Annotated in this window: 21 protein-coding genes; 13 read left to right on the plus strand and 8 right to left on the minus strand. The window is 46.1% G+C overall.

Features of this window, described 5'->3' with window-relative positions; translation table 11 throughout:
• Positions 1 to 19 precede the first annotated feature (19 nt).
• Positions 20 to 4,372, plus strand: coding sequence for a hypothetical protein (locus tag DWY55_RS06825; protein ID WP_008664538.1), 4,353 nt, complete (start codon positions 20 to 22; stop codon positions 4,370 to 4,372).
• Here DWY55_RS06825 and DWY55_RS06830 read toward each other — a convergent pair.
• The 3 genes from DWY55_RS06830 to spt all read right to left on the minus strand — a co-directional run bounded on the left by DWY55_RS06830 (position 4,350) and on the right by spt (position 7,473).
• Positions 4,350 to 5,036 carry a hypothetical protein gene (locus DWY55_RS06830; RefSeq protein WP_005827835.1) on the minus strand — a complete coding sequence of 229 codons (687 nt, stop codon included), beginning with the start codon at positions 5,034 to 5,036 and terminating at the stop codon, positions 4,350 to 4,352. The genes DWY55_RS06825 and DWY55_RS06830 overlap by 23 nt on opposite strands.
• 343 nt (positions 5,037 to 5,379) lie before the next feature.
• On the minus strand, positions 5,380 to 6,186 hold the full coding sequence (locus DWY55_RS06835) for a M48 family metallopeptidase (RefSeq protein WP_005827832.1): 807 nt from the start codon (positions 6,184 to 6,186) through the stop codon (positions 5,380 to 5,382).
• A 99-nt stretch (positions 6,187 to 6,285) separates the two neighbouring features.
• Positions 6,286 to 7,473 carry a serine palmitoyltransferase gene (spt, locus tag DWY55_RS06840; RefSeq protein WP_005837169.1) on the minus strand — a complete coding sequence of 396 codons (1,188 nt, stop codon included), beginning with the start codon at positions 7,471 to 7,473 and terminating at the stop codon, positions 6,286 to 6,288.
• Positions 7,474 to 7,680: 207 nt separating this feature from the next.
• Between spt and DWY55_RS06850 the strand changes: the two genes are divergently transcribed.
• From DWY55_RS06850 to DWY55_RS06860, 3 genes are all read left to right on the plus strand, one after another.
• Positions 7,681 to 8,724 carry a diacylglycerol/lipid kinase family protein gene (locus DWY55_RS06850; protein WP_117681151.1) on the plus strand — a complete coding sequence of 348 codons (1,044 nt, stop codon included), beginning with the start codon at positions 7,681 to 7,683 and terminating at the stop codon, positions 8,722 to 8,724.
• Positions 8,725 to 8,855: 131 nt separating this feature from the next.
• Positions 8,856 to 10,613, plus strand: coding sequence for an aspartate--tRNA ligase (gene aspS / locus DWY55_RS06855; RefSeq protein WP_005837170.1), 1,758 nt, complete (start codon positions 8,856 to 8,858; stop codon positions 10,611 to 10,613).
• A gap of 21 nt (positions 10,614 to 10,634) precedes the next feature.
• Positions 10,635 to 11,015 (plus strand): GtrA family protein, encoded by a 381-nt coding sequence (locus DWY55_RS06860; RefSeq protein ID WP_005827823.1) that lies wholly within the window; start codon positions 10,635 to 10,637, stop codon positions 11,013 to 11,015.
• A 26-nt stretch (positions 11,016 to 11,041) separates the two neighbouring features.
• On the opposite strand, the gene DWY55_RS06865 is transcribed toward DWY55_RS06860, so the two are convergent.
• The 3 genes from DWY55_RS06865 to DWY55_RS06875 form a co-directional block, all read right to left on the minus strand.
• The gene (locus DWY55_RS06865; RefSeq protein WP_005827821.1) at positions 11,042 to 11,929 is read right to left on the minus strand and encodes a carbon-nitrogen hydrolase; all 888 of its coding nucleotides are present in this window, start codon (positions 11,927 to 11,929) and stop codon (positions 11,042 to 11,044) included.
• A gap of 40 nt (positions 11,930 to 11,969) precedes the next feature.
• On the minus strand, positions 11,970 to 13,085 hold the full coding sequence (locus tag DWY55_RS06870) for an agmatine deiminase family protein (protein WP_005837171.1): 1,116 nt from the start codon (positions 13,083 to 13,085) through the stop codon (positions 11,970 to 11,972).
• A 138-nt stretch (positions 13,086 to 13,223) separates the two neighbouring features.
• The gene (locus DWY55_RS06875; RefSeq protein WP_005827817.1) at positions 13,224 to 13,760 is read right to left on the minus strand and encodes a ferredoxin domain-containing protein; all 537 of its coding nucleotides are present in this window, start codon (positions 13,758 to 13,760) and stop codon (positions 13,224 to 13,226) included.
• Between the two features lie 92 nt (positions 13,761 to 13,852).
• Here DWY55_RS06875 and DWY55_RS06880 point away from each other — a divergent pair, with 92 nt between their 5' ends.
• Together DWY55_RS06880 and DWY55_RS06885 are read left to right on the plus strand one after the other, a co-directional pair.
• On the plus strand, positions 13,853 to 14,476 hold the full coding sequence (locus DWY55_RS06880) for an ATP-binding cassette domain-containing protein (protein WP_005827815.1): 624 nt from the start codon (positions 13,853 to 13,855) through the stop codon (positions 14,474 to 14,476).
• 11 nt (positions 14,477 to 14,487) lie between these two features.
• A complete protein-coding gene (locus tag DWY55_RS06885; protein ID WP_005827813.1) occupies positions 14,488 to 15,297 on the plus strand; it encodes an ABC transporter permease in 810 nt (269 codons plus the stop codon).
• Between the two features lie 2 nt (positions 15,298 to 15,299).
• On the opposite strand, the gene DWY55_RS06890 is transcribed toward DWY55_RS06885, so the two are convergent.
• Both DWY55_RS06890 and DWY55_RS06895 read right to left on the minus strand, forming a co-directional pair.
• On the minus strand, positions 15,300 to 15,710 hold the full coding sequence (locus DWY55_RS06890; protein WP_009038384.1) for a DUF4891 domain-containing protein: 411 nt from the start codon (positions 15,708 to 15,710) through the stop codon (positions 15,300 to 15,302).
• Between the two features lie 24 nt (positions 15,711 to 15,734).
• On the minus strand, positions 15,735 to 16,511 hold the full coding sequence (locus tag DWY55_RS06895; protein ID WP_005827810.1) for a DUF4377 domain-containing protein: 777 nt from the start codon (positions 16,509 to 16,511) through the stop codon (positions 15,735 to 15,737).
• A gap of 188 nt (positions 16,512 to 16,699) precedes the next feature.
• Here DWY55_RS06895 and DWY55_RS06900 point away from each other — a divergent pair, with 188 nt between their 5' ends.
• The 7 genes from DWY55_RS06900 (at position 16,700) to DWY55_RS06930 (ending at position 26,554) form a co-directional block, all read left to right on the plus strand.
• Positions 16,700 to 17,794, plus strand: a complete 1,095-nt coding sequence (locus DWY55_RS06900) for a Nif3-like dinuclear metal center hexameric protein (protein WP_005827806.1) — start codon at positions 16,700 to 16,702, stop codon at positions 17,792 to 17,794.
• A 5-nt stretch (positions 17,795 to 17,799) separates the two neighbouring features.
• On the plus strand, positions 17,800 to 18,639 hold the full coding sequence (locus DWY55_RS06905; RefSeq protein WP_005827804.1) for a zinc ribbon domain-containing protein: 840 nt from the start codon (positions 17,800 to 17,802) through the stop codon (positions 18,637 to 18,639).
• A 145-nt stretch (positions 18,640 to 18,784) separates the two neighbouring features.
• Positions 18,785 to 19,951: a PCMD domain-containing protein gene (locus DWY55_RS06910; protein WP_005827802.1), complete on the plus strand. Its 1,167-nt coding sequence runs from the start codon at positions 18,785 to 18,787 to the stop codon at positions 19,949 to 19,951.
• Between the two features lie 25 nt (positions 19,952 to 19,976).
• Positions 19,977 to 20,759, plus strand: a complete 783-nt coding sequence (locus tag DWY55_RS06915; protein ID WP_035449279.1) for a porin family protein — start codon at positions 19,977 to 19,979, stop codon at positions 20,757 to 20,759.
• Positions 20,760 to 20,852: 93 nt separating this feature from the next.
• Positions 20,853 to 22,286 (plus strand): efflux transporter outer membrane subunit, encoded by a 1,434-nt coding sequence (locus DWY55_RS06920; protein WP_035448557.1) that lies wholly within the window; start codon positions 20,853 to 20,855, stop codon positions 22,284 to 22,286.
• Between the two features lie 25 nt (positions 22,287 to 22,311).
• Positions 22,312 to 23,415 (plus strand): efflux RND transporter periplasmic adaptor subunit, encoded by a 1,104-nt coding sequence (locus DWY55_RS06925; RefSeq protein ID WP_005837177.1) that lies wholly within the window; start codon positions 22,312 to 22,314, stop codon positions 23,413 to 23,415.
• Between the two features lie 25 nt (positions 23,416 to 23,440).
• Positions 23,441 to 26,554: an efflux RND transporter permease subunit gene (locus DWY55_RS06930; RefSeq protein WP_005827794.1), complete on the plus strand. Its 3,114-nt coding sequence runs from the start codon at positions 23,441 to 23,443 to the stop codon at positions 26,552 to 26,554.
• Positions 26,555 to 26,643 lie beyond the last annotated feature (89 nt).

Below are 26,643 nucleotides of genomic sequence, written 5' to 3' on the forward strand. Positions count from 1 at the left end.
AAGTAACCAACACTATATTATGAAAACATACCATGTATTTATAGCCTCTTCGCTGAGTTTTCAGAAAGAAAGGGATTTAATGGAAAAAGTCCTGACGGAAAGAAACAACAGCGAACTCAATATTGTAGTGCACCGGCACGAAAAAAATGGAGACAACGATTTAGCTAAAGGCGATACGCAGGAAATCATAAATTCAGAGATAAGGCAATGTGACGTCATCATCTTCTTCGCCGGAAACTGGATACGCTCCAAGACCATCGGAGAGTTTAATGTTGCCATCGAAAATGCATCCAACAAACATATCTATTTCTATCAGAATCCGACATTGGAATACACCCAGGAAGACTGGACAAACACTACTTTATGGAAAGACTTCTATGCGGAATACATGCAAAAGCACCTGGACGACGATACCGTTATCGAGCGGTATGAGAAGCAGTGCAATACGCTGGAGCAGCTAAGGGACGCGTTGGTCAAGGATCGTGAAAGTTTTCTCAATAATCCCTTTTGCGCAATCTCTTGCCATAAGATGGAGTATGATAAAATTATTCCCAACAGCCAAGCCAACCGTCGCAGAGGCAACCTGGACTACTATTTTATCCGTCCGGAAGTAGACAACAAACTTAAAGAGGAGTTTGACAGCACAAACAAGACAATCATCGTCACCGGTCAATCCACTTCGGGAAAGACTATTGCCGTTTGCCGAATGCTGAAAAAGCTCCCTCAGGAATATTATGTGGTCATTTTGAATGCCGATACGACCAAAGAACAGTTAGAACGGCTTTCTGTATCCCAATTCCAGCATGGCAAAAAAATTCTTCTACTGGACGATTTGCAGCTGTTGTTTTGGAAAGAAGAGAATGAAAAGCCGATACCCATTGACAGAGAATTACTTCGCAAGTTATCGGAAATCCTTCACATCGGCAATCCGGACTTCAAGGTTATTGCCACTACAAGCTATAGCTTCAAGGAAGTGAAATCCATGCTTACTTTCAATGAAATGGTTCCTCCGGCCATAGTCGAAGTGGGCATCAAACCTTTATCCTTCAAAAAAATAAATGAATATGCCCGCGAGCTCAGGACATACGGCTATCTTAAACTCCGACCCGAAGCCGGCATGACTATCGGTTCCTTGTTTTTCGACATAGACAGAATCAAGACCAGATATAACAACCAGTTCCAGAACAGCAATTTAAGCAACCTGCAGAAATCCATGCTTCGACAACTCTGCCACGCCATAAAATGTTTGTGGATGTGGAAAAAGAGAAGCCGCAATAAAATAGACCTATTGCTCGATTTCCTCAAATTCACCTATGAGAACAGTTACGAAAAGGCCGACAGAAGCACCATCTGTGAATTGGCAGGCAAAGTAGATGATTTGATTTATTATCAGGACATTGAAAAGGACACATTTGAAGTTGAAGACATCATAGTAACCCAGGTTTTCCAGTACTATAGCAGTGAACCGTCCGATGACCTACTGGCAACTGAAAAGAAAGCCATAAAGGGCATATTCCGCTATATCTACTACAAAGACAGACCGAACTTTTTCAAAAATACAACCAAGATCCTGCATCGGGTGAAAAACTGTTCGGTAAATGCCCCCGAACTCCAACAGTATATCATCAATGATGTTGTAAGCCGCATTTATAAAAACGAACAAACGCTATATACAAGTAAGGAACTGGGAACAAACCCGGAAGGCGTTTCCATTGATTGGGTGGACGCCTATATTGGCAATATAGCCAATTTTGCTCCTACCAATGCAGAGGCCATCCATATTTGGAAATTAACAAAAAAATATAATAGGAGAGAACTGAATGTGCTGCGGTGGCTCTTACCCAGACTGCAGACACAACAAGATAAGGACATTGTACACAAGGATTTGCTCAATGAACAAGGGCAAATGCAAGACAAGTATATAGAAAACTCGTATATTGAATTTCAGACAGAATTGGTACGGTTCCTCGACATGGACGAAGCCAAAGAAATATACCTCAACGCTTCCTTTATATACGAAGCTTCCCCAAGTGCCGATGATGACGACATAGATGATTTCTTCTCCGATTCTGCAGAGAGCGCCCATGGACAGGAAAGCAACAATGAGACTTATCTGACAGAACTGAAAGAGAAAAGAATACGTAATTTCGCCAGGCAGCTTATGCATAAAGCACAGACTCTGGCTGACATACACGACATCAAGAACTTCTTGCAGAAGAATGATAAAGGGGTAGTTCCCCACGACGATGCAGTCTTTTTCTTCAACTTTATTGCTCCCTACACCTGGCTGGAAGTTTTCAAAAGATTCAGCCAGCCGGAAGAGCTGGTTGCATTCTTCAACGAACTGACAGAACTGTCTGTCGACAAAAAAGAGGATACCAGTATGTTCCTGAACAAGACCGAAGTGTTGAATGGAGCACTCGAAAACATACCGTCCTCTTATGCCTATGATTTATGGAACCGTATGGGGAATAACTGTGATGGCTACTCATTGAACTTTATGCTCCAAAAGGCTAAAAATTTTGAGCAGGCCAAAGGAATCTTCAACACTTTTATGGAAAGGCTGGAGCAGCAAGAAGAAGAAAACAAGACCAAACTGAAAGTGGGTGAAATCTACCTGAACGACTTATTGGATACGACCTCCACTTATAGCGGGATTAAGGAATGCGAGGAACTGTTCCATAAATACCATTTACTGGAAGCAGACCAGTCTTTACTGGATTACCCGAGCCAGCACACACAAGGTATCCTATACCAACGCATGACCCTAAAGGAAATCAAGGCACATATGAAGAGACATCGTCCCCAAAACGGCGATGAATCTCGAAATATAAGAACAATCGTACAATTCATTCTGAAAATATCAAATTATGAAGAGGCGTATCAGGCACTGTTCGGAGAAACTCCCGATTGTATTACTCCGGAAGAACAACAGATTTTGAATCATTCGCCCTACGTTGTCTCCGAAATGTTCAATAAGGTAAAGACTCCGGAAGAAGGAGGAGTCGCAAGGGATTTCTTCGAGAACCGGCTGGACAAGTCACTGCTCAATCATCCTGATGCCAATATCTTGAATATCATTATCAATAACCGGTTCATATATCCCTATTATGAACAAAAAGTGGACATGATAAAGCGGATGTCCGAAAAATACACCGTACAACAGAACAGTTATACACATAAACATTTACTCTATCACCTGACCAACCACACCCAAGATTCACTTCCTCCGGAAGAAATACAACTGATTATAAATGAGGAAATAATGAAAAGCCTGGATGCGCCAAAGGATGTATTGAAGCAAATGCTTATCCAGCGATACTATGCCGGAAGAGCACAAGACAACGTTCCGCAGCCTTTTCCCATTTATACATCGGAAGGGTGGAAAATTAAAGAAAGCACTATTCTGGAATATGTGTATTGTCTGCTGGACGTGGGCGTATATGATGGAGGAATTATCTTCTGTTGCATGAAGGCATTGCTCCGTCAGAATGATAAGGAAAACGCCCAACGGCTGCAAGAGCAAGCAATCAATAAAAAGGTTTTTATCAATTACGATTCATATTGTATGTTGAAAAAGTTAGGAGCCGTCATTCCCAAACCCTACCTATTTGTCGAACATTATCCAATTATGAAGGACATATGCTATCAAATGCGGGAACGCGGCATGACCTTCGAAGAAGCCGAAAGCCGTATAAAAGAGATGGAAGATGATTTACATATTTCCATTGCACGCACACAAATCTACTGGAACAATGTCATCAGCCGCATGGCCAACAACAGAACAAACAAAAAACTGGTGCTTCAGAATACTCTGAAATTCATCGATGAACACCATGTGCCGATGAGTCCGGAAATATATTACTCCCTTTTACACACAATCACTTCCATTGAAGACTATACAAAAGTCAAAGGTTTATATAAAGGCGAATTGAATATAGGACATATCTTCGTACTTCTAAAGAAGATTCCAGAATTTGCCAAATATAGAATTGCCGAATGGGCATTTGTCGCCTGCTTGCGTCAGGAGTTTGATGAATGGTATGACATTCTATGTTCCATCAGTGAGAAAGAGCAGGAGAAAAGAATTAAAATCATGTTACAGTCCGAGCGCTACAAGCAACTGCAAGTCATCACCCCCAAAGGGTATCTTAACCAGACTTTCTTGTTCTGGTGGACTATCCGCTACGCCGTCTCAGAGACTGAAGAGCAACGGAAGGCAGAATTGGATACCCTTGTCACAATGATACCCAACCCCTTTGTACCTCAGTATCCGAAAATGATAGAGAAGTTCTTTATACCTTATCCGCAAGACTTGCTTGAAATCATTCGAGAATATATAGGCCGGATTATTTCATCCGAGCCGCAATAGCCAGCAATACCCCGAGCACCACACCCAATATCGCTGCAAACAGCACCCGCATTTCTCCCGGCAGGAGGAATGTGATGGTGTGTGCCGGATACCAGAAGAAAGGAATTGTTTTCTTGAAGACAAAATTCCATTGTGCATCCCAATTCAGATGCGTAATGATGCGGGTCATCGGGATAGGAGTGAGGAGGCTGCGAGGCGAACCGCCACAATCCAGGATATGCGTATCCGTAATCTTATGGAATGTCATGAATACCGGAGCGAAAATGGTATTCATAGCAACTGAAATGGCGAGGGCTATCCATAATTTGTCCAGGCAGAATTCTCCGTTTATAATGGCGGCGGCATTTGCCATTCCCATATATTCCATAAATTGCGGCACACCTTTGGAGAAGATTATCATGGCCGCATTGATACCCATTCCCAGCAGTCCCCACACTACGGCACGCGGCAGTACGCCAAATCCTTTTCGGTTATAGACTCCGGCACTGATACGAAGTCCCAGCATCTCACCCAGTGTAGCAAGAATTCCGAATTTAACGAAACTCATTACCATGCCATGTGCAGCGTTGAAAGACTTATACCAATTGTAGATGGATTCACTCACAAAGAATGGCAGGAATATTATCACCAGAACAAAAATAAAGAGGAAGTCTTGTTTTTTCATACAAAAGTCATGTTTTTCATAAATAATGTGGCAAACATACTAAAATTATTCTAATTTAAAAGCAAATAAGTAAATAAAAGAAGTTTTACCAAACAGAACAAAGTGTTTCCCTTAACCGAACAGTGTGTTTCATTAAAGAGAACACTTCGTTTCCCTTAAAAGAACAGTTTGTTTCCTATAAGAAAACACTTTGTTTTCTATAGCTAAAACAAAGTGTTCAGCACTGTGAACTAACGAACTATCCCATTAGCTTCCTCAGAAGCCCATATCATAGTCTCGGCACAAAAAAAGTGGGATTCAGAGAAACCTCTGATCCCACTTCATCATAGTAAGCAACGGATAGTTATTTCTTATCCTTCATATATTCATCCGCTTTCTCCTTGGCACGTGCCACGCGCTTGGCTGTATCCGGATGAGAAGAGAACATCTTCTGGAACTTGGATTCCTTCGGTGCCTCCGCTGAAAGTTCAAGCAATTTGTTCAAAGCATTGTACATGGCATACGGATCGAGATTATTCTTGATGCAGAATTCAAAGCCGTAATCATCCGCTTCCGTCTCCTGCTTCTGGGAGTATTGAGCACCTGCCAATGCCTCGGCCATGGCACCCAGTTCAGAATCACTCAATTTGGATACCGTAGAACTTGCCGCACCGGCAGCATTCTTCACAGCCGAACGAAGGTAAGCATTCTTCATCGCATCTTTGGAATCCGTATGGATGACGTGACCTATCTCGTGGCCGACAACTGCCATCACTTCATCATCCGTCATGATGTCCATCAGTCCGGCACAGATGCGTACACTACCATCACCGCACGCAAAGGCATTCACATCTATTACTTCATAAACACCGAAGTTCACCTTCAAGCCGTCCACTTCCTTGATATTTCCGGTCAGCTTCTCCAGGCGCTTGCCGTAATCCGTATCGGGCTTTGTCAGCGGATTGTGCGTATCCATCCATTCCATATATTCCTTGCTCATCGCTGCAATGTCAGCATCGGACAATGAAATGGCCTTGACGGCATCTGTACCAGCTTGGACAACTTTGTTCACATTGATTTTCTTTCCACCGATTTTGAACTGCGCATAGGCAGTGGTGGTACAACTCATTCCACATACTACAGCAGTAATGATGAAGAAGTTCTTTTTCATGTACTTTACGATTTAATTTTAATCCTACTTCGCTTTGTCTATAAAAAAAACCGCCTAATCATTATTAAACGGTTTTCCGAATATCTGTTTAAATCAAGTTTACTTGATGATACCCAATTCCTTGAAACATTTAGTCAATTTTTCTACAGCATAATCCACTTGTTCGACCGTATGGGTAGCCATCAACGCTACACGCACCAGTGTATCTTGTGGAGCACATGCAGGTGGAATAACGGGGTTGATGAAGATACCTTCGTCAAAAGCCAGCTTCGTTACTATAAATGTCTTCTCTGTATCACGCACATAGAGAGGAATGATAGGAGATTCTGTCTCACCGATTTCGAAGCCTGCATCGCGGAACTTCTTCAAGGCATAGTTAGTGATGTCCCACAGACGTTGGATGCGTTCAGGTTCGGACTTGATGATGTGAAGCGCCTCGCGGGCTGCAGCCGTAGCAGCAGGTGTGCTACTTGCCTGGAATATATAGGAACGGGCATTGTGGCGCAGCCAATTGATTACCGCCTTGTCTCCAGCAACAAAACCACCGATGGAAGCCAATGACTTGCTGAATGTACCCATAATCAGGTCTACATCTTCGGTAACACCGAAATGGTCGCACACACCACGGCCTTGTTTTCCGAATACACCCAAGCCGTGAGCTTCGTCCACGTAAATGCTGGCATTGTATTTCTTCTTCAGGCGGACAATTTCGGGCAGATTGGCCAAGTCACCTTCCATGGAAAATACTCCATCCACAACAATCAGCTTTACAGCATCCGGTTCGCATTTCTGGAGTTCTTTTTCCAAAGCCTCCATATCGTTATGCTTGTACTTCAACTGAGTGGCAAATGCAAGACGGCGGCCATCTACAATGGAAGCGTGGTCACGGTCATCACAAATAATATAATCCCCACGGCCTACAACGGCAGGAATAATACCTTCGTTTACAGTAAATCCGGTAGAAAAACAGAGTGCTTCATCTTTTCCTACGAATTCAGCCAATTCCTTCTCCAGTTCAACATGTATATCGAGTGTTCCGTTCAGAAAGCGGGAACCTGCACAACCGGTGCCATATTTTTCTGTGGCAGCTATCGAGGCATCAATGATACGCTTGTCATATGTCAGTCCCATATATGCATTAGAGCCGAACATCAGAACCTTTTTACCATCCATCATTACCTCTGTATCCTGATGGCTGTTAATTGTGCGGAAATAAGGATATACGCCTTTTGCCATAAACTGCTGCGGCAGGTCGTATTTCGCAAATTTGTCTTGTAGTAAACCCATGAAATATCTTTTATATAATGAATATTTAATTCTATTAAATACAAGTCTTAAAAAACAGGGGGCAAAGATAGCAAAATATGTCGGTATATGTTCTATTTACATTAAAAAAACTACTTATACTTATTTTAAAAAGAATTATGTGGTTAATTTTTCAGATATTTATATTACTTTTGCCAGTTGGAAAACCTGCATAGCAACAACCCTTGCATGAACGAAAACAAGAAGAAAATAGCATTCATCATAAACCCCATATCCGGCACTCAGAGTAAGGAGCAGATACTGAAGTGGCTCGATGAAAAACTGGATAAGGAAAGGTATGCACAAGAAGTGATTTATACCGAACGGGCAGGCCATGCCGTAGAGATAGCGGCACAGAAGGCACAAGAAGATGCACATGCCGTCATCGCCATAGGAGGAGACGGCACCATCAATGAGATAGCCCGCTCACTGGTACATACAAAAACCGCTTTGGGCATCATTCCCTGCGGTTCCGGCAACGGACTTGCCCGCCATCTGCAGATTCCGATGGAGCCGAAAAAGGCCATCGACATCATCAATGACGGACTGATAGACATCATTGACTACGGAAAAATCAACGATGTGCCTTTCTTCTGCACCTGCGGCGTGGGATTCGACGCATTTGTAAGCCTGCAATTCTCCAAGGCGGGAAGGAGAGGACCACTCACTTATCTGGAAAAGACTCTGCTCGAAAGCCTGAAGTACCGTCCGGAAACCTATGAACTGGAAATGGACGGCAGCACCCTGCGATACAAGGCGTTCCTGATAGCCTGCGGAAACGCATCGCAATATGGAAACAATGCGTATATTGCCCCACAAGCCACCTTGAACGACGGACTGCTGGACGTCACCATACTCGAGCCGTTCACTGTGCTCGATGTACCATCGCTCTCTTTCCAGCTCTTCAACAAGACCATTGACCAGAACAGCCGGATTAAGACGTTCCGTTGCCAGACACTCCGTATTCACCGTTCTAAACCGGGGGTAGTCCACTTTGACGGCGACCCGATGATGATGGGAGAGAATGTAGATGTAAAGATTATGAAGAAAGGACTGCAGGTCATTGTTCCCCGGGATGCGGAAAAAGACACTTCGAATGTCTTGCAGCGGGCACAAGACTATATCAACGGACTGAAACAAATTAATGATGCTTTTGTGGAAGACATCGCCCATAAAAACAAGATGATACTGGATAAAAGCAAAAGGCAATTCAAGAAACTGACAAAAATGTAATGTTGTAAAAAAGGTACTAAAGGAGTTTCTGAAAATAACTTTCCCCTTTTGATGCGCCATATAATATGTTTTATGTATTTTTGCATGTTCAAAATAGTAAATAAGTAAATCGTCAAACAGTAAATAAAAAGATGTATAGATCACACACCTGCGGAGAACTCCGTATCTCCGATGTTAACAAGCAAGTGACGCTGGCAGGTTGGGTACAGCGCAGCCGTAAGATGGGAGGCATGACTTTCATTGACCTCCGCGACCGTTACGGAATTACCCAATTAGTGTTCAACGAAGAGGTGAATGCCGAACTTTGCGAGCGTGCCAACCGCTTGGGCCGTGAATTCGTAATCCAAGTTAAGGGTACCGTCAACGAACGTTTCAGCAAAAACCAGCATATCCCGACGGGAGACATTGAAATCATCGTATCGGAACTGGATGTTCTGAACTCATCGCTGACCCCTCCCTTCACCATCGAGGAAAATACGGACGGTGGCGACGATATCCGCATGAAGTACCGTTATCTAGACCTGCGCCGTGCCAATGTACGCAGCAATCTGGAGCTTCGCCATAAAATGACAATTGAAGTACGCAAATACCTGGACAGCCAGGGATTCATCGAAGTGGAAACTCCGATTCTGGTAGGCTCCACACCCGAAGGTGCACGCGATTTCGTCGTTCCTTCACGCATGAACCCGGGACAATTCTATGCCTTGCCTCAAAGCCCGCAGACACTGAAACAGTTGTTGATGGTTTCCGGTTTCGACCGTTACTTCCAGATAGCCAAATGCTTCCGTGACGAAGACCTGCGTGCTGACCGCCAGCCGGAATTCACACAGATTGACTGCGAAATGTCTTTTGTGGAGCAGGATGACGTCATCAACCTCTTCGAAGGCATGGCCAAATATCTGTTCAAGGAAATCCGTGGCGTAGAGATGAACGAGCCGTTCATGCGCATGCCATGGGCAGACGCCATGAAATATTACGGCAGCGACAAGCCCGACCTCCGTTTCGGCATGAAGTTCGTGGAACTGATGGACATCATGAAGGGACACGGATTCCCGGTATTCGACAATGCCGCCTACATCGGCGGTATCTGCGCAGAAGGCGCCGCACACTATACACGCAAACAGCTGGATGCACTGACCGAATTCGTGAAAAGACCGCAAATCGGTGCCAAAGGTATGGTATACGCGCGCGTAGAGGCAGACGGCAACGTAAAATCAAGTGTCGACAAGTTCTATGCGCAGGAAGTATTGCAGGAAATGAAGGCTGCTTTCAACGCCAAGCCGGGTGACCTGATTCTGATTCTGAGCGGTGACGACGCCATGAAGACCCGCAAGCAACTGAACGAGTTGCGCCTTGAAATGGGTAACCAACTGGGATTGCGCGACAAGAACAAGTTCGTCTGCCTTTGGGTGGTTGACTTCCCGATGTTTGAGTGGAGCGATGAAGAAGGCCGCCTGATGGCTATGCACCACCCGTTCACCCATCCGAAAGACGAAGATATTCCTTTGCTGGATACAGACCCGGCAGCTGTCCGTGCAGATGCATACGACATGGTGTGCAACGGTATTGAAGTGGGTGGAGGTTCCATCCGTATCCACGATGCACAGTTGCAGGCAAAAATGTTCGAGATTCTCGGATTCACTCCGGAGAAGGCTCAGGAGCAGTTCGGCTTCCTGATGAATGCCTTCAAATACGGTGCACCTCCTCACGGTGGTCTGGCATACGGTCTGGACCGTTGGGTCAGCATCTTCGCAGGTCTCGACAGTATCCGCGACTGCATTGCATTCCCCAAGAACAACAGTGGACGCGATGTAATGCTGGATGCACCTTCGGCTATTGACCAGAAGCAGCTGGATGAACTGAATCTGATTGTTGAAGTGAAAGAGTAAAAGCAGGTACGGAGTAGGAGAGTGAAAGAGTCTGCACGCATTTTTCGTTTTGCGGTAATCGGCACGCTGAATGCCTTGATTATGGCTGTTACCGTTTGGGTAATGATGGACGAACTGGACATCAACTATATGCTCTCCAATGTAACCGCATATATACTTGCACAGATACACAACTTCATCTGGTGCAAGTACTGGATATTCCCTACAGAAAAAAAGAGCAACACTTGGCGACAAGTGCTGCTCTTTTCTATAGCTTTCGGAATGGCTTACGGAGCGCAATTCCTTTTCCTCATAGGGCTGGTGGAGGGACTGGACTGCAACGAATACCTTGCCCAGTTCCTGGGATTATTCATCTACGGAAGTGTCAATTTCCTAATGAACAAACGGGTGACATTCCGTTAGTTCTCCCCCAGAGATCCCCGTCGTTATCAGTCAAGAAATCGTTTTGTCAATCCGGCATAGGCATCAATTCTGCGGTCGCGCAGGAAAGGCCACCAACGGCGTACATTTTCCGAACGTTCCAAGTCCACCTCTACAACGATATTTTCCGGCCGTTCGTTTCCTGCTTGGGCCAGGAACTCGCCTTGCGGTCCGGCCACAAAACTATTTCCCCAAAACAAGATACCATTGGTCTGCATGGAAGGATCCGGCTCATGTCCCACGCGATTCACTGAAACCACCGGCAAGCCGTTGGCCACAGCATGTCCACGCTGGGAGATAATCCAAGCATTGAGCTGACGCGCCTTTTCATCATCCGTATCACTGCTTTCCCAACCGATAGCCGTAGGATATATTAGTATTTCAGCTCCCTTCAGCGCCATCAGACGTGCTGCTTCCGGATACCATTGGTCCCAGCACACCAAAACTCCCAATTTGCCCAAAGATGTCTGAATAGGTTCGAAGCCTATATCACCGGGAGTAAAATAGAATTTCTCATAATAGGCGGGGTCATCAGGAATATGCATCTTCCGGTATTTCCCGGCAATGCTGCCGTCACGTTCAAAAACAACCGCTGTGTTATGATACAATCCGGGAGCGCGTTTCTCGAACAGAGAAGTGACCAGCACAATATCGTTGGCAGCAGCCAACTCTGAATAGAATCCCGTAGAAGGACCGGGAATCGGTTCTGCCAAGTCGAACAACTGCGTGTTTTCCGTCTGACAGAAATACAGAGAGTTATGCAGCTCCTGCAAAACAACCAATTGAGCCCCATGCGCCGCACATGCCTCTATACTTTTGGCCAAATTCATTAAATTAGTCCTGAGGTCCTTGGTATTGGCCTGCTGGATAATACCTACTTTTATTTTTCTTGTCATCTTATTCTATGGTTTATTGTTTTACTATGTATAATCGACATTACTTCAACACCCCTACGGGATATTGCATGGTAACACAATGCAAAGAGCCGTGTTGCTTAATCAAAGCACGACAATCTATCCCGATAATTTCATAACCGGGAAAAGCCTCCCGCAACACTTCCCCCGCGCGGGCATCATTCTCCGGCTGGCGATAGGTGGGGTAAAGCACTGCATCATTCAGAATCAAGAAATTAGCGTAAGTGGCAGGAAGCCGTTCCCCTTCCTCTTCTATCTTATCGGCCATGGGCAAAGCCAGCAAACGGTAAGGTTCCCCCTTCAACGTACGGAAAGTCTTCAGTTGCTCCTCCATGCGATGCAGTTCTTCGTAATGCTCATCATCCGCATCCTTGCATTGTACATAGGCTATCGTGTCGGCAGGGCAGAAACGGGCCAGCGTGTCTATATGACTGTCCGTATCGTCACCTGCCAAATAACCGTGGTCCAGCCAAAGAACACGTTGCAGGTGAAAAACGGAACGAAGATATTCCTCAATTTCCACCCGGTTCATCTGTCCGTTCCGGTTAGGCGAAAGCAGGCATTCGGAGGTGGTGAGCAACGTACCCATGCCGTCACTTTCGATGGAACCGCCTTCAAGGACAAACCCCAAGCGATTTACATACTTTCCTTTCATCACTTCCGACTCCACCGCACGACGCGTAATCAAATTATCCTTATCGGATGCAAACTTCAATCCCCACCCGTTGAACTTAAAGTCGAGCAGAGATACACCGTCAGCATCCAGTAGGGTGATGGCTCCATGGTCGCGTGCCCAAGTATCATTCGTCTCACACTTCAGGAAACGGACATTTTCCATATTCACCCTGCCGAGAATCTGTTTCTTCACCTCATCCGGTTCTGGGGTTACAATCAGCAATGTCTCCCGGGCGGCTATTTCGTGGGCAATGGCTACAAAACATTCCTGCACTTCGTCCAACATATAGGTCCAGTCTGTACCCGCATGGGGCCATGTAAGCTGTATGCCGCTTTGCAAAGCCCATTCGGCAGGCAAGTGGGGAGCACGTGTCTCTACCTGAAAAGTCATATTCTTGCCAAAACGCACCTGACAGTCCTTCTCTGCGGCACCACCCAGCGGCAGTCCTACAAAATATCCCATATTATTTATCTTTTCTAATTCGTTACTTTTTAAGTTAGCAGAGAGAGGGAGAATAAACCTTAGGTTTAGAATTGCCAAACCTCTACTTCAGACTTCTAAACCTCTACTCTATGATTGTAAACCTCTACTCGTCAATTATCACTTATCTTCCTTCGGTTTCCGGTCGAAGAATGGATTCTTGGAGGATGCACTCACCGGAATGGCAAAGACAGTCTTGCATCCTTTCAGCCAATCCAAACGCTGAGCGGCAAGTCCGGCAGAAAACATGACACGGGTATCCACCCTCAAATCGGCAGCCATGGCACAAGCCGAACCTACAGCTATCCCTACATCCACCGTATTCAAAGCACAAGGTACTCCCTCCGGACGACCGGCACAAGTGGGAAAACCGCAGTGTCCGCAATTCAAACCTTGCGTCTGCTCGCGCGTACCTATTATAATTACACATTCAGCCTGCAAAATGTTGTCCGCATCACGGAGAAAGAACTTCATACCGTGCTCTTCAACCATAGCGACCATCTTTTCAGACAGCTTCTTAATGTCTTCACCCGTAACCAGCGCAGCTTCAATCACATCAATACCTTTTCCTTTCGGTGCCGTGCGCGCAGCAGTCAGCATTTGCCTTGCCACGTCAAGCACATGTTCGTGGCGGCAATCCCGTTCATTCTGTATCATAGTCTTTCTTTCCTGAATTAATTAGTGCGTCAAAGATAGCACAAATATTTTTTTGCACTATCTTTGCGATACAGAAAGATTAAAGGAACACCATGCTGCAAATAGAAAATGCCAGTATCGCCTACGGCAACGATATACTTTTCTCGGGTTTCAACCTGCAATTGGAAAGGGGAGAGATAGCCAGTATCTCCGGCCCTTCGGGATGCGGAAAGTCGTCACTGCTGAATGCCATACTTGGATTTACTCCGTTAAAAGAAGGACGCATCGTCTTGAACGGCATTCTGCTGGATAAAGGAAACGTCGACGTTGTCCGTAAGCAGACTGCATGGATTCCACAAGAACTGGCATTGCCGCTGGAATGGGTAAAGGACATGGTACAATTGCCCTTCGGTTTAAAGGCAAACCGGGGTACACCCTTTTCTGAAACCCGTTTATTTGCATGTTTCGAGGATTTGGGTCTGGAACAAGAGTTATATTACAAACGGGTGAACGAAATATCCGGAGGCCAACGCCAACGGATGATGATAGCCGTAGCCTCAATGATTGGCAAACCACTGACCATTGTCGATGAACCGACTTCCGCTCTCGACTCCGGTTCCGCGGAAAAAGTACTCTCTTTCTTCCGCAGGCAGACAGAAAATGGAAGTGCCATACTGACCGTATCCCATGACAAAAGATTCGCCAACGGATGTGACCGACATATAATCATGAAATAACATACACACTATTGGGAACCATAGATATATCATACCTCAGCCTGGGCATCGGATTATTGCTATTATTAATACCGCTGTTTTACATCTGGAAGTTCAAGACCGGACTGTTGCGCGCTACTGTGATAGGTACGGCACGCATGATTGTCCAGTTGTTCTTCATCGGCATATACTTGAACTACCTCTTTTTATGGGATAACCCGTGGATAAACTTTCTATGGGTAATTGTCATGATATTTGTAGCATCGCAGACGGCATTGGCACGAACACAATTGAAGAGGAAGATTCTGCTCCTGCCCATATCCGCAGGTTTCTTATGCAGTGTAGTATGTGTAGGCTTGTACTTTATCGGAATAGTACTGAGAGTGGAAAACGTATTCAGCGCCCGGTATTTCATCCCTATTTTCGGCATACTGATGGGCAACATGCTATCCAGTAACGTCATAGCCCTCAACACCTATTATAGTGGACTGAAACGGGAACAACAGCTTTACCGGTATCTTCTCGGCAATGGTGCTACAAAAGCGGAAGCACAGGCACCTTTCATCCGCCAAGCCATCATCAAATCCTTCAGTCCGCTGATTGCCAATATATCCGTGATGGGGCTGGTTGCTTTTCCGGGAACCATGATTGGCCAGATATTGGGTGGCAGCAGCCCGAATGTGGCCATCAAATATCAGATGATGATTATGGTCATCACCTTTACCGCCTCCATGCTGTCACTGATGATTACAATCTCTCTGGCTTCCCGCAAGTCGTTCGATGCCTACGGCAAGCTACTGCCGGTGATGGTAGAGAAGAAGGGAAAAAAGGAGCATAAATAACTTCAACGGTGGTGGGCATCCAGTTTTCCGGGGAGATAGCGTAGCTGCACATATTGTACGCCCGGTTTCACAAAGCCGCTGTCCAACATCACTTTCTTTACACGGAATTCTTCAAGCCTATACTGCAGGTAACTTTTGATGCGTTGACTTTGCGGCTTGGTATATGCCAGCAGATTAACTTTTCCCAGCGAATCAATCTCTACCCTTGCCTTGACGGTGCGTAGAGAAAGAGGACCGTCTTTTTTCTTAGCCTGATAATCTTTATCCTTGTCTACCCAAAAGATAGCCGTAGCCTTGGGAGTAGTATCTACCGGCTCCTCCATATCCTCAGATACATCTTTACCGGAACGGTTCGTATCCTGACAAGACAATAACGATAAAAGGAAAAGAAACAAAACAAGTAATGTTTTCATAATAAAGGAGATTAATGTGTCCAACTAATCAAACGTACCCGATGAAGCATATATTATCGGATATATAAAATGTTCTTCACCTTCCGTTTGCGGTTGTTCAAACAATTGTTTGTAGATAGGTTCCGGCTCTGTTTCAGAGAAAAAATCTGCATCAGCAGGATAAATACCATAATACCACCAGGGAGTTCCTTCCATATTATAAGGCTCAATACCCTCGATTACAAACTTATATAATCCAACTGTATCACCATCTTTTATAATGCTTGTATAGGTTCCATAATTGGTCCCCATATTATATCTCAATCCTTTTAAAGGAGCATATTCTTCTTCAGTAAACTCGCCTGCTACATATTTTTTTCTTTTGCATGCAAAAGGAATCTCATATTTTCCTCCATCAGGAGAAAGAATAAAAGGATTGGGTCCATCAACCTCTATTGTATATTCATATTCTACTCCGACTTTTGATAACACCTCGACCAGTTCGTATGCAATATTACTGGCATCGGCGGGAGGGTTGAGCAAAGTTGTTTTTTTCACCAATAAGGTGTATTCATACCCCTTGCTATAATCAAACCCGGCAATTCCTAAAAAGTCCAACGCTTCATATTCATTTTTACCTTCCTCCTTTACCAACATACAATCAATGAAATGATCACTTCCCCAAGGCTGGTAAGTGCCAATCTCGGAAGAGACCTTCATTTTAATGTTTTCTACATTGTCTTGTGGAGTATCACTGTTACAAGAGGTCACACCAATTATAATCAAGAGCGATAAAATTCCGAATAGTTTTTTAGTTTTCATAGATTTAGTTTTATAATAATCGCTCGCAAAGATAGTCTTTTTCGTGATAAAACATTTTTCGATAAGAGTTTTTGTTGGAAGAAAACCGTCTATTACTCAAATTTGTTACTGATATTTTATAAAAAGAATAAAAAACATTCTCAATCCATTGCTTTTTACTATATTTGCAACCAAATTTTCTGTTCACAATGAAAATTAAGGAATTAGTAAGCGCCCTTGAACGGTTCGCGCCTCTGCCATTGCAAGACGGATTTGATAATGCCGGCCTGCAAATCGGATTGACAGATGCGGAAGCAACAGGGGCTTTGTTGTGTCTTGACGTTACTGAAGCTGTACTGGATGAAGCCATTGCATTGGGATATAATGTGGTTATATCACATCACCCCCTCATTTTCAAAGGGTATAAATCCATCACGGGCAGGGATTATGTGGAACGTTGTATCTTGAAAGCCATCAAGAATGACATCGTTGTTTATGCTGCGCACACTAACCTGGATAATGCACCGGGAGGAGTGAACTTCAAGATTGCCGAGAAAATCGGTTTGAAGAATGTCCGTATCCTGGAAGCCAAGGAAAATGCGCTGGTAAAGCTGACCACATTTGTACCGACCGCCCAAGCGGAAGACGTGAGGAAAGCCTTGTTCGACGCTGGATGCGGCAATATCGGCAACTATGATTTGTGCAGTTATAACATGGAAGGCGAGGGGACATTCCGAGCCCGGGAAGGTGCCACCCCATACTGTGGAGCAATAGGGGAGCTGCATACCGAACGTGAAGTACGTATTGAGACAATCATACCCGCCTACAAAAAAGCGGCAACTGTCAAGGCACTGCTTGCGGCACATCCATATGAAGAACCGGTCTATGATATTTATCCCTTGCAAAACTCATGGCCACAAGCCGGAGCCGGTGTCATTGGCGAATTGGAAGTACCGGAGACAGAACTTGAATTCCTGAAACGGATAAAGAAAACCTTCGAAGTAGGGTGTCTCAGACATAACAAACTCCTCGGGCGGGAAATACAGACTGTTGCATTATGTGGCGGCGCCGGCGCTTTCCTAATGCCGCTTGCCATCCGCAACCGTGCAGATGTCTTTATCACCGGCGAGATAAAATACCATGACTATTTCGGACATGATACCGATATATTATTGGCTGAAATAGGGCATTATGAAAGTGAGCAATATACGAAAGAAATATTTTATACAATAATCCGGGATTTGTTTCCTCATTTTGAGGTTCAGATGACCAAAGTGAATACAAACCCCATAAAATACATGTAAGTAAAATGGCTAAAGAAGCAAAAAAAGATCCTCAGGAATTAACCGTAGAACAGAAGTTGAAAGCTTTGTTCCAATTGCAGACAATGCTGTCCAAAATCGATGAAATCAAGACGTTGAGAGGTGAACTTCCACTGGAAGTACAGGACTTGGAAGACGAAATAGCCGGTCTGAGTACCCGTATAGACAGAATCAAGGCAGAAGTTGCCGAGTTGAAATCCTCCATTGCAGGAAAGAAAGTTGAAATTGAAACCGCAAAGGCTTCTGTAGCTAAATATAAAGACCAGCAGGACAACGTACGCAACAACCGCGAATATGACTTCTTAAGCAAGGAAATCGAATTCCAGACATTGGAAATCGAACTCTGCGAAAAGCGTATCAAGGAATTTGCCGCACAAGAGGAAGAAAAATCTCAAGAAGTAGCAGAAAGCACTGCTGCTCTGGAAGAAAGACAAAAGGACCTCGACGTAAAGAAGAGCGAACTGGACGAAATCATCTCCGAGACCAAACAAGAGGAAGAGAAGCTGAGAGACAAAGCCAAAGAACTGGAAACAAAGATTGAACCCCGTCTGCTTCAGTCCTTCAAACGTATCCGTAAGAATTCACGCAATGGACTGGGTATTGTATACGTACAGCGTGATGCTTGCGGTGGTTGCTTCAACAAGATTCCGCCCCAGAGACAATTGGACATCCGCTCACGCAAGAAAATTATCGTTTGCGAATATTGTGGCCGTATCATGATTGACCCGGAATTAGCAGGTATAACTCCCGAACAGAAAGTGGAAGTTGTAAAGGAAAAGCCAGTAAGAGCCAAAAGAAAAATCGTACATATCGGCTCAGATAATTAAAAATAGAACATTTTCTATATATAAAACGGCAATAGTAAAGCACCTATTGCCGTTTTTTTGTTAAATAAGCTCATAAAAACCTGCTATTAGAGAAAAAAGAAGTAGTTTTGTTGCTTGAAAAATTAATAGAATTAAATTAAAAAGCATGAGACTAAACAAATTATTCATACTCTATTCACTTTTCGGAATATTGATGGCATCGTGCATAAAAGATGAAGCACCCAATGCTGAAGCTGATATAACAGGCATCTCTTTTGAAGAAGATGTACTGGCAAGCGCTCGTTTCAATTTAAATCCGTCTTACAATGATAATCTGCAGGCCTACCCCATATTAGTAAAAGTAAAAGAGGGCACTCCTTTAAACAAACTATCCCCCCTGTTTGAGTTGACGCCGGGCGCTACCATTAGTCCGGAAAGTGGTAGTGAACACGATTTCTCTGACGGAAAAAGGGTAAAGTATACCGTAACTTCCGAGAACAAGGCTTGGCAGCGAGTATATTCCATCGGTGTACGCGAACAATCGGTATCAGACATCCCAAATGAATTCCATTTTGAAGACATACGACTTATCAATGGAATTAACCCCAAATACAAATATCAGGAGTTCTATGAAGAACAAGACGGATTGGAACTGACATGGGCCAGTGGAAATGAAGGATTCAACTGGGCAGCCAGTTCATCAGCTACTGAAAATTACCCTACGTCACAATATGACAATGGTAAAAACGGAAAGTGTGCCAAATTAGAAACTCGGCTTACCGGCTCTCTGGGAGCAATGGTAGGTATGCCGATAGCTGCTGGAAATTTGTTTATCGGTGAGTTTGATATGACGAATGCTCTCACCAGCCCATTGAAAGCCACACATTTCGGCACTCCTTTCTGTTATAAGCCCTCACGTCTAAAAGGTTGGTACAAGTACAAAGCCGGTGAACGTTTTTATGAAAACGGTGGATACACCGACCGTAAAGATGTGATGAACATCTATGCAATCTTTTATGAAGGCGAAAGTTACAACGAAGCAGGAGAAGTTACGGAAGTAATATTGGATGGAAATCTGCCAAACCAGAACTATGAACATCCCAGTATGGTAGCTTTAGCTCTAATATCCAATCCCCACGAAACCGATGATTGGGAAGCTTTCGACATTCCTTTTGACTATCAGAGATATGGAAAAGAAATAGATGAAACCAAACTGGCAAAAGGAAAATATAAACTAAGTATCATTTTTGCATCCAGCAAGAACGGTGCAACTTTCGAGGGTGCGCCCGGAAGTACCCTTTTAGTGGATGATGTGGAACTGATTTTCGAATAAGAACCCTGTAGAATTGGAATACAACATGATAAAGAAAATAGTAGCATTTATCGCATTGGCAGTTTACATGCAAACCGCCCTATACGCTCAAGAGAATCAGAATCGTACGCTTATAAACGCTGCCCTGCACGGATGGGAATATGAGATAAGGGCCGGTGTCAGCATCGGTGGTACTTCCCCGCTTCCATTGCCCGTAGAAATACGGAGTATCGATGCCTACAATCCTACTTTAGCTCTTATGCTGGAAGGAAATGCCATCAAGTGGTTAGGAAAAACTAAAAAATGGGGAGTAATAACCGGGGTAAGACTGGAAACCAAAAATATGATTACCAAAGCGACAGTAAAGAACTATGGCATGGAAATCATAGGAAATGACGGTAACCGCTTGAAAGGTAACTGGACGGGAGGAGTAAAAACCAAAGTACGCAATGCCTACATTACTGTCCCCGTACTTGGAGCATATAAAGTCAACTCACGATTGCGAGCCAAAGCAGGTGCATATGTATCCTACCTGATGGATGAGGAATTCTCCGGATATGTATATGAAGGTTATCTGCGTGAAGGTAATCCTACCGGAAAGAAAGTCAACTTCTCCGACGGTGCCATTGCCACTTACGACTTTTCGGATGATTTGCGCAAGTTTGCCTGGGGCGTGCAAGCTGGTGTAGACTGGCGTGCCTTCAAACATCTGAGTGTATTTGCCGACCTTACATGGGGATTGAATGATATTTTCAAGAAAGATTTCAATACAATTACCTTTGCCATGTATCCCATCTACTTGAATGTGGGTTTCGGGTATGCCTTCTAAGATACTCGGGTATACCGAGTAAATACTCATAAACAAATAAAGGTTTAGGTTGTTATCAATCCCATAAAAAGATAACCACCTAAACCTTTATTTATGAATATAAAAGTTTGGAGCACTGCGTTGCTCATATTATGCCTATGTCCTGCGGCTATGGCACAGAAAGCCAACCGCTATCTTGAGAAACCACTCCCACAAGGCTGGGGAAAGGACGCCTCCCATGCCATTCCCGGAGATGACAATCTGTTCAGCGGACAAATACCACCCATTGACGACAAGTGGTGGAAAGCCTTCGATGACCCGATGCTGGATTCATTGATTACGGTAGCCTCCACTCAAAACTATTCCGTACTTTCTGCCATGGACCGTATGGATATGGCTAAATCCAATCTGCGGATAGAACGCGGCAGCTTTTTCCCTTCCATCTCATTGGACGGAGGATGGGCACGGCAGCAAAGCAGCGGCAATGTCAACGCACTTCCGCAATCCATTACCGGTGCATACAGCGCCTCGCTCAACGCCAGTTGGGAGCTGGACGTATTCGGAAGTATCCGCCAACGGGTAAAGGCACAGCGGGAAACCTTCATGGCAAGCAAGGAGGAATATACCTCTGTCATGGTATCCCTCTGTGCCCAGATAGCTTCTGCCTACATCGGACTCCGCGAACTGCAGCAAGAGCTAAGTGTAGTGACCCACAATTGCCATACCCAGGCAGCCGTACTTAACATTACCGAAGTACGCTACAAAACCGGACTGGTGTCCAAACTGGACGTTTCACAAGCCAAATCCGTATATTACAGTACCAAAGCCTCCATCCCACAACTGGAGGCAGGCATCAACCAATACATCACGACGCTCGCAATCTTACTCGGTACTTACCCCCAGCATATCCGCCCCATATTGGAGAAGCCCAGCAAACTGCCCGACTATATGGAACCCATAGGCATCGGTGTTCCTGCCGACCTGCTGCTCCGCCGCCCCGATATACGGCAAGCCGAACGCCAAGTCAACGCGCAGGCGGCAACACTCGGCGCATCTCAAAGTGACTGGCTGCCGCAAGTGTTCCTAAAAGGTTCCATCGGCTATTCCTCCCATGACTTGAAGGACTTGACTAAACGGAACAGTATGACGTTTGAAATTGCTCCAAGCATCAGCTGGACCTTATTCAGCGGTACCAAACTGGTGAATGCCACCCGTCTGGCACGTGCCCAGCTCGATGAATCCATTCACCAGTTCAACCAGACAGTGCTTACCGCCGTGCAGGAAACGGATAATGCCATGAACTCCTATCGCAACTCCATCCAACAGATTGTTGCCATGCGCGAAGTATGCAACCAGGGAGAAGAAACTCTGAAACTCTCCCTCGATTTGTACAAACAAGGACTTACTCCCTTCCAGAACGTACTGGACGCACTACGCTCACTCCTGACATACGAAAATCAGCTGGTGCAGGCACAAGGCAGCTCCTTGCTGCATCTGATAGCCTTATACCAGGCATTGGGAGGTGGATATGAAATGAATCAGAAATAAGAATATAAACTAAACCGAACCGTATATGAAAAATCAAATGTACATCACCCTGCTCATCCTGCCATTGCTGGCAACGGGATGCGGGGGAAGGAAAGAAACGGCACAAACGATGCCCGTTCCCGAGATAAGCGTGGCCCGTCCGACAGTGCAGAACATTACGCTGACGAAAGAATATCCGGGCTACCTGACTTCTGAAAAGACCGTAGACCTGGTAGGCAGAGTCAGCGGAACCTTACAGACCATCGCTTACGCTCCCGGCAGCCGGGTACGCCAGGGACAAGTACTTTTTGTCATCGAACCGACAGTCTATCAAGACAATGTGCGGCAGGCAGAAGCAGAACTCAACACTGCCCGCGCCAACCTGGAATACGCCCAAAACAACTACACACGTATGCAGGAAGCCGTGAAAAGCGATGCTGTAAGCCGTATACAAGTGCTACAAGCACAATCCAACGTGGCAACTTCGCAGGCTGCAGTGAGCAATGCGGAAGCAGCCCTGAACACAGCACGCACCAATCTGAGCTACTGCACCGTCCGTGCTCCCTTCGACGGCACCGTAAGCCGTAACCTGGTGGATGCCGGAGGCTATGTAGGCGGCAGCGTGCAGCCCGTCACATTGGCAACCATCTACAAAGACGACCATTTGTACACCTACTTCAATGTGGCAGACAACCAATGGCTCTCCATGCTGATGCAGCAGGGAGACAGTATCCCCCGGCAAGTGAGTGTCAGCCTGGGTAAAGACGAACTCCTCACTTATCCCGCACAGCTGGACTATCTTTCGCCCAACGTAGACTTGAACACCGGAACTTTGAACATCCGCGCCCGTCTCGACAACCCTAAAGGACTGTTGAAAAGCGGCCTCTACGTCAGCATCACCTTGCCCTACGGAGAGCAACAGCAGGCTATCCTGCTGCCAGACGCCTCCATCGGTACCGACCAGTTGGGGAAATACATATACGTAGTCAACGATTCGAATATAGTGCGCTACCGCCATATAGAAACCGGACAACTGATAGGAGACAGCCTGCGCCAGATAAGGGCAGGCATCACTCCCCGGGAGCGCTACGTCACCAAAGCACTGATGAAGGTAAGGGATGGAATGAAAGTACATCCCATTGACAACTAATATGAATTGATTAATACCAAAGCCTATGTTTTCAAAATTCTTCATAGACCGTCCTATCTTTGCTACCGTATTGGCGCTGCTCATCGTCGTAGCAGGACTGGTCACACTGGGCATCCTGCCCATTGCCCAATATCCGGACATCACACCACCCACCGTGCAGGTCAGTGCCGTATATCCCGGAGCCAATGCGCAGACGGTGGCACAAACCGTCGGCATCCCCATCGAGCAGCAAGTCAACGGAGTGGACGGAATGCTTTACATGTCCTCCAACTCCAGCTCATCGGGCGCTTACTCTCTTACCATTACTTTTGCCGTAGGCACAGACATTGATATGGCTACCGTGCAGGTCCAGAACCGGGTAAGCGTGGCCCAGTCGTCACTACCTACTCCCGTTGTGGTGCAAGGCGTCACTGTACAGAAACAGTCATCGAACATCGTGATGTTCCTCACGATGACGTCGGACAGCAAAGACTACGACGGACTTTACCTCAGCAACTATGCCAAGCTGAATCTCGTAGACCAGTTAACACGCGTGCCCGGTGTAGGCGCCGTCAATGTGATGGGAGCAGGGGACTACTCCATGCGTATCTGGCTCGACCCTGCCGCCATGCGCATCCGCTATCTTTCGCCGGCCGATGTATACCAAGCTATCCAATCACAGAATGTGGAGGTCAGCGCAGGTAACGTAGGGCAACCCATCGGCACAGACAATAAAAATGCCTATCAATACAGCCTGACCGTAAAAGGGCGCCTTACCTCACCCGAAGAGTTCGGCAACATTATCCTGCGTACCGAAACCGGAGGGAAGATACTCCGTCTGCGCGACGTGGCGCATATCGACCTGGGCTCGGCCTCTTACAGCGTAGTATCCCAACTGGACGGGAAACCCACCGCTGCCATCGCTATCTATCAGCAACCTGGCAGCAACTCGCTGGACGTTTCCAAAGGAGTAAAGGCAAAAATGCAGGAACTCTCGCAAAATTTCCCTGCAGGCATACAATACAATGTAACCCTGGACACTACGGATGTCATTCATGCTTCCATAGACGAAGTGATGGTGACGTTCCTTGAAACAACCCTGCTGGTAGTTCTCGTCATCTTCCTGTTCCTGCAGAACTGGCGGGCGGTCGTCATTCCCTGCATCACTATTCCGGTATCACTCATCGGCACACTGGCCGTCATGTCCTTGTTCGGCTTCTCCATCAATACGCTGACACTATTCGGACTGATACTTGCCGTGGCCATCGTGGTGGATGATGCCATTGTGGTGGTGGAGAACTCCACGCGTCTGCTGGACACGGGGCGCTACACCTCCCGCCAGGCTGTGACCGAAGCGATGGGAGAGATTACCGGACCCATTGTCGGGGTAGTGCTGGTGCTGCTTGCCGTATTTATCCCGACAACACTCGTCAGCGGCATATCAGGACAACTGTATAAACAGTTTGCCTTGACCATTGCAGCCAGCACCGTACTTAGCGGATTCAACTCACTGACCCTTACTCCGGCACTCTGTGCCTTGATGCTGCAACCTACCCGGCCTTCCAAAAATCCCCTATATCGGGGGTTCAACCATCTGTACGACAAGACACAAGGAGTCTACGACCGGATAGTGGAGTACCTGCTCCAACGCCCTGTCGCTTCCATCGTTTCATATGCGGTTTTCACATTGATTGCTGTCCTGCTGTTTGTCAAATGGCCGTCCACATTTGTTCCGGAAGAAGATGACGGCTATTTCCTCGCAGTGGTACAACTTCCCCCTGCATCGAGCCTGGAGCGCACCCAAGCCGTAGGAAAGCAGATAAATAAGATTCTCGATTCTTACCCCGAAATAAAGGACTACATCGGCATATCCGGCTTCTCCGTGATGGGAGGTGGAGAGCAAAGCAATGCGGCCACTTACTTCATCGTACTGAAAAACTGGAATGAACGCAAGGGAAAGGAACATACGGCTGAAGCCGTAGTACAGCGCTTCAATATGGAAGTATATGGCATCCAGGAAGCAGAGATATTTGCCATGGTCCCGCCTGCCATCCCCGGACTGGGAGCTACCGGAGGCCTGCAACTCCAATTGGAAGACCGCCACAACCTCGGCGCCACCGAGATGCAGCGTGCTGTAGAGACCTTGATGGAGCATTACCGCAATTATCCGGCACTGGCATCGGTCAGCAGCCAGTACCAAGCCAATGTACCGCAATATTTTTTGAATATAGACCGCGACAAGGTACAGTTGATGGGTATCCCGCTGAACAGTGTATTCACCGCCTTGGGTTACTATATGGGGGAGGCCTACGTCAACGACTATGTACAGTTCGGACACATCTACCAAGTGAAATTGGGGGCGGGCGACCGTGCCCAGCGTGTCATCGACGATGTTCTGAAATTGAGCGTTCCCAATGCATCGGGAGAAATGGTACCTTTCTCTTCCTTCACCCGGGTGGAAGAGCAGTTAGGCATGGACCAGATAAACAGATATAACATGTACTCCACAGCAGCCGTGACCTGCAATGTGGCTCCGGGCAGTAGTTCGGGAGAGGGTATCCGGCAAATGGAAAGTCTAATCAAAGAGCATCTCGGAGACGAGTTCGGCTATGAATGGACTTCGGTAGCCTATCAGGAGACGCAGGCGGGAACCACGACGACTGTCGTATTCGTCATGGCACTGCTGGTTGCCTTCCTTGTACTCGCCGCACAATACGAAAGCTGGACCAGTCCGGTAGCTGCCGTAATGGGACTTCCGGTTGCACTGCTCGGTGCCATGCTGGGATGCTATGTCATGGGGACTCCGGTCAGCATCTACACACAAATTGGAATCATTCTGCTTGTCGCCTTGTCTGCCAAAAACGGTATTCTGATTGTGGAGTTTGCACGTGACTTTCGTGCACAAGGCAATTCAATCCGCGATGCGGCATTCCAGGCCGGACATATCCGCCTGCGACCTATTCTGATGACATCGCTTGCATTCGTATTCGGGGTTATGCCGCTGCTTTTTGCAACCGGAGCAGGGGCGGGAAGCCGTATTGCACTGGGAGCCGCCGTAGTGTTCGGTATGGCACTGAATACCTTGCTTGCCACGGTCTATATTCCTAATTTCTACGAATTGATGCAGAAGTTGCAGGAGAAGTTCAGTAAGAAACAATAGGGAGGATGAGCTACAAGTTATGGATTATGGGTTATAAGCTATCACACTTATAGCCCATAATCCATAACTCATTTTAGCAACTTGCTGCT

Origin of the sequence: Bacteroides sp. AF25-38AC, from assembly GCF_003602995.1 — a bacterium.
GTDB classification, from domain to species: Bacteria; Bacteroidota; Bacteroidia; order Bacteroidales; family Bacteroidaceae; genus Bacteroides; species Bacteroides uniformis.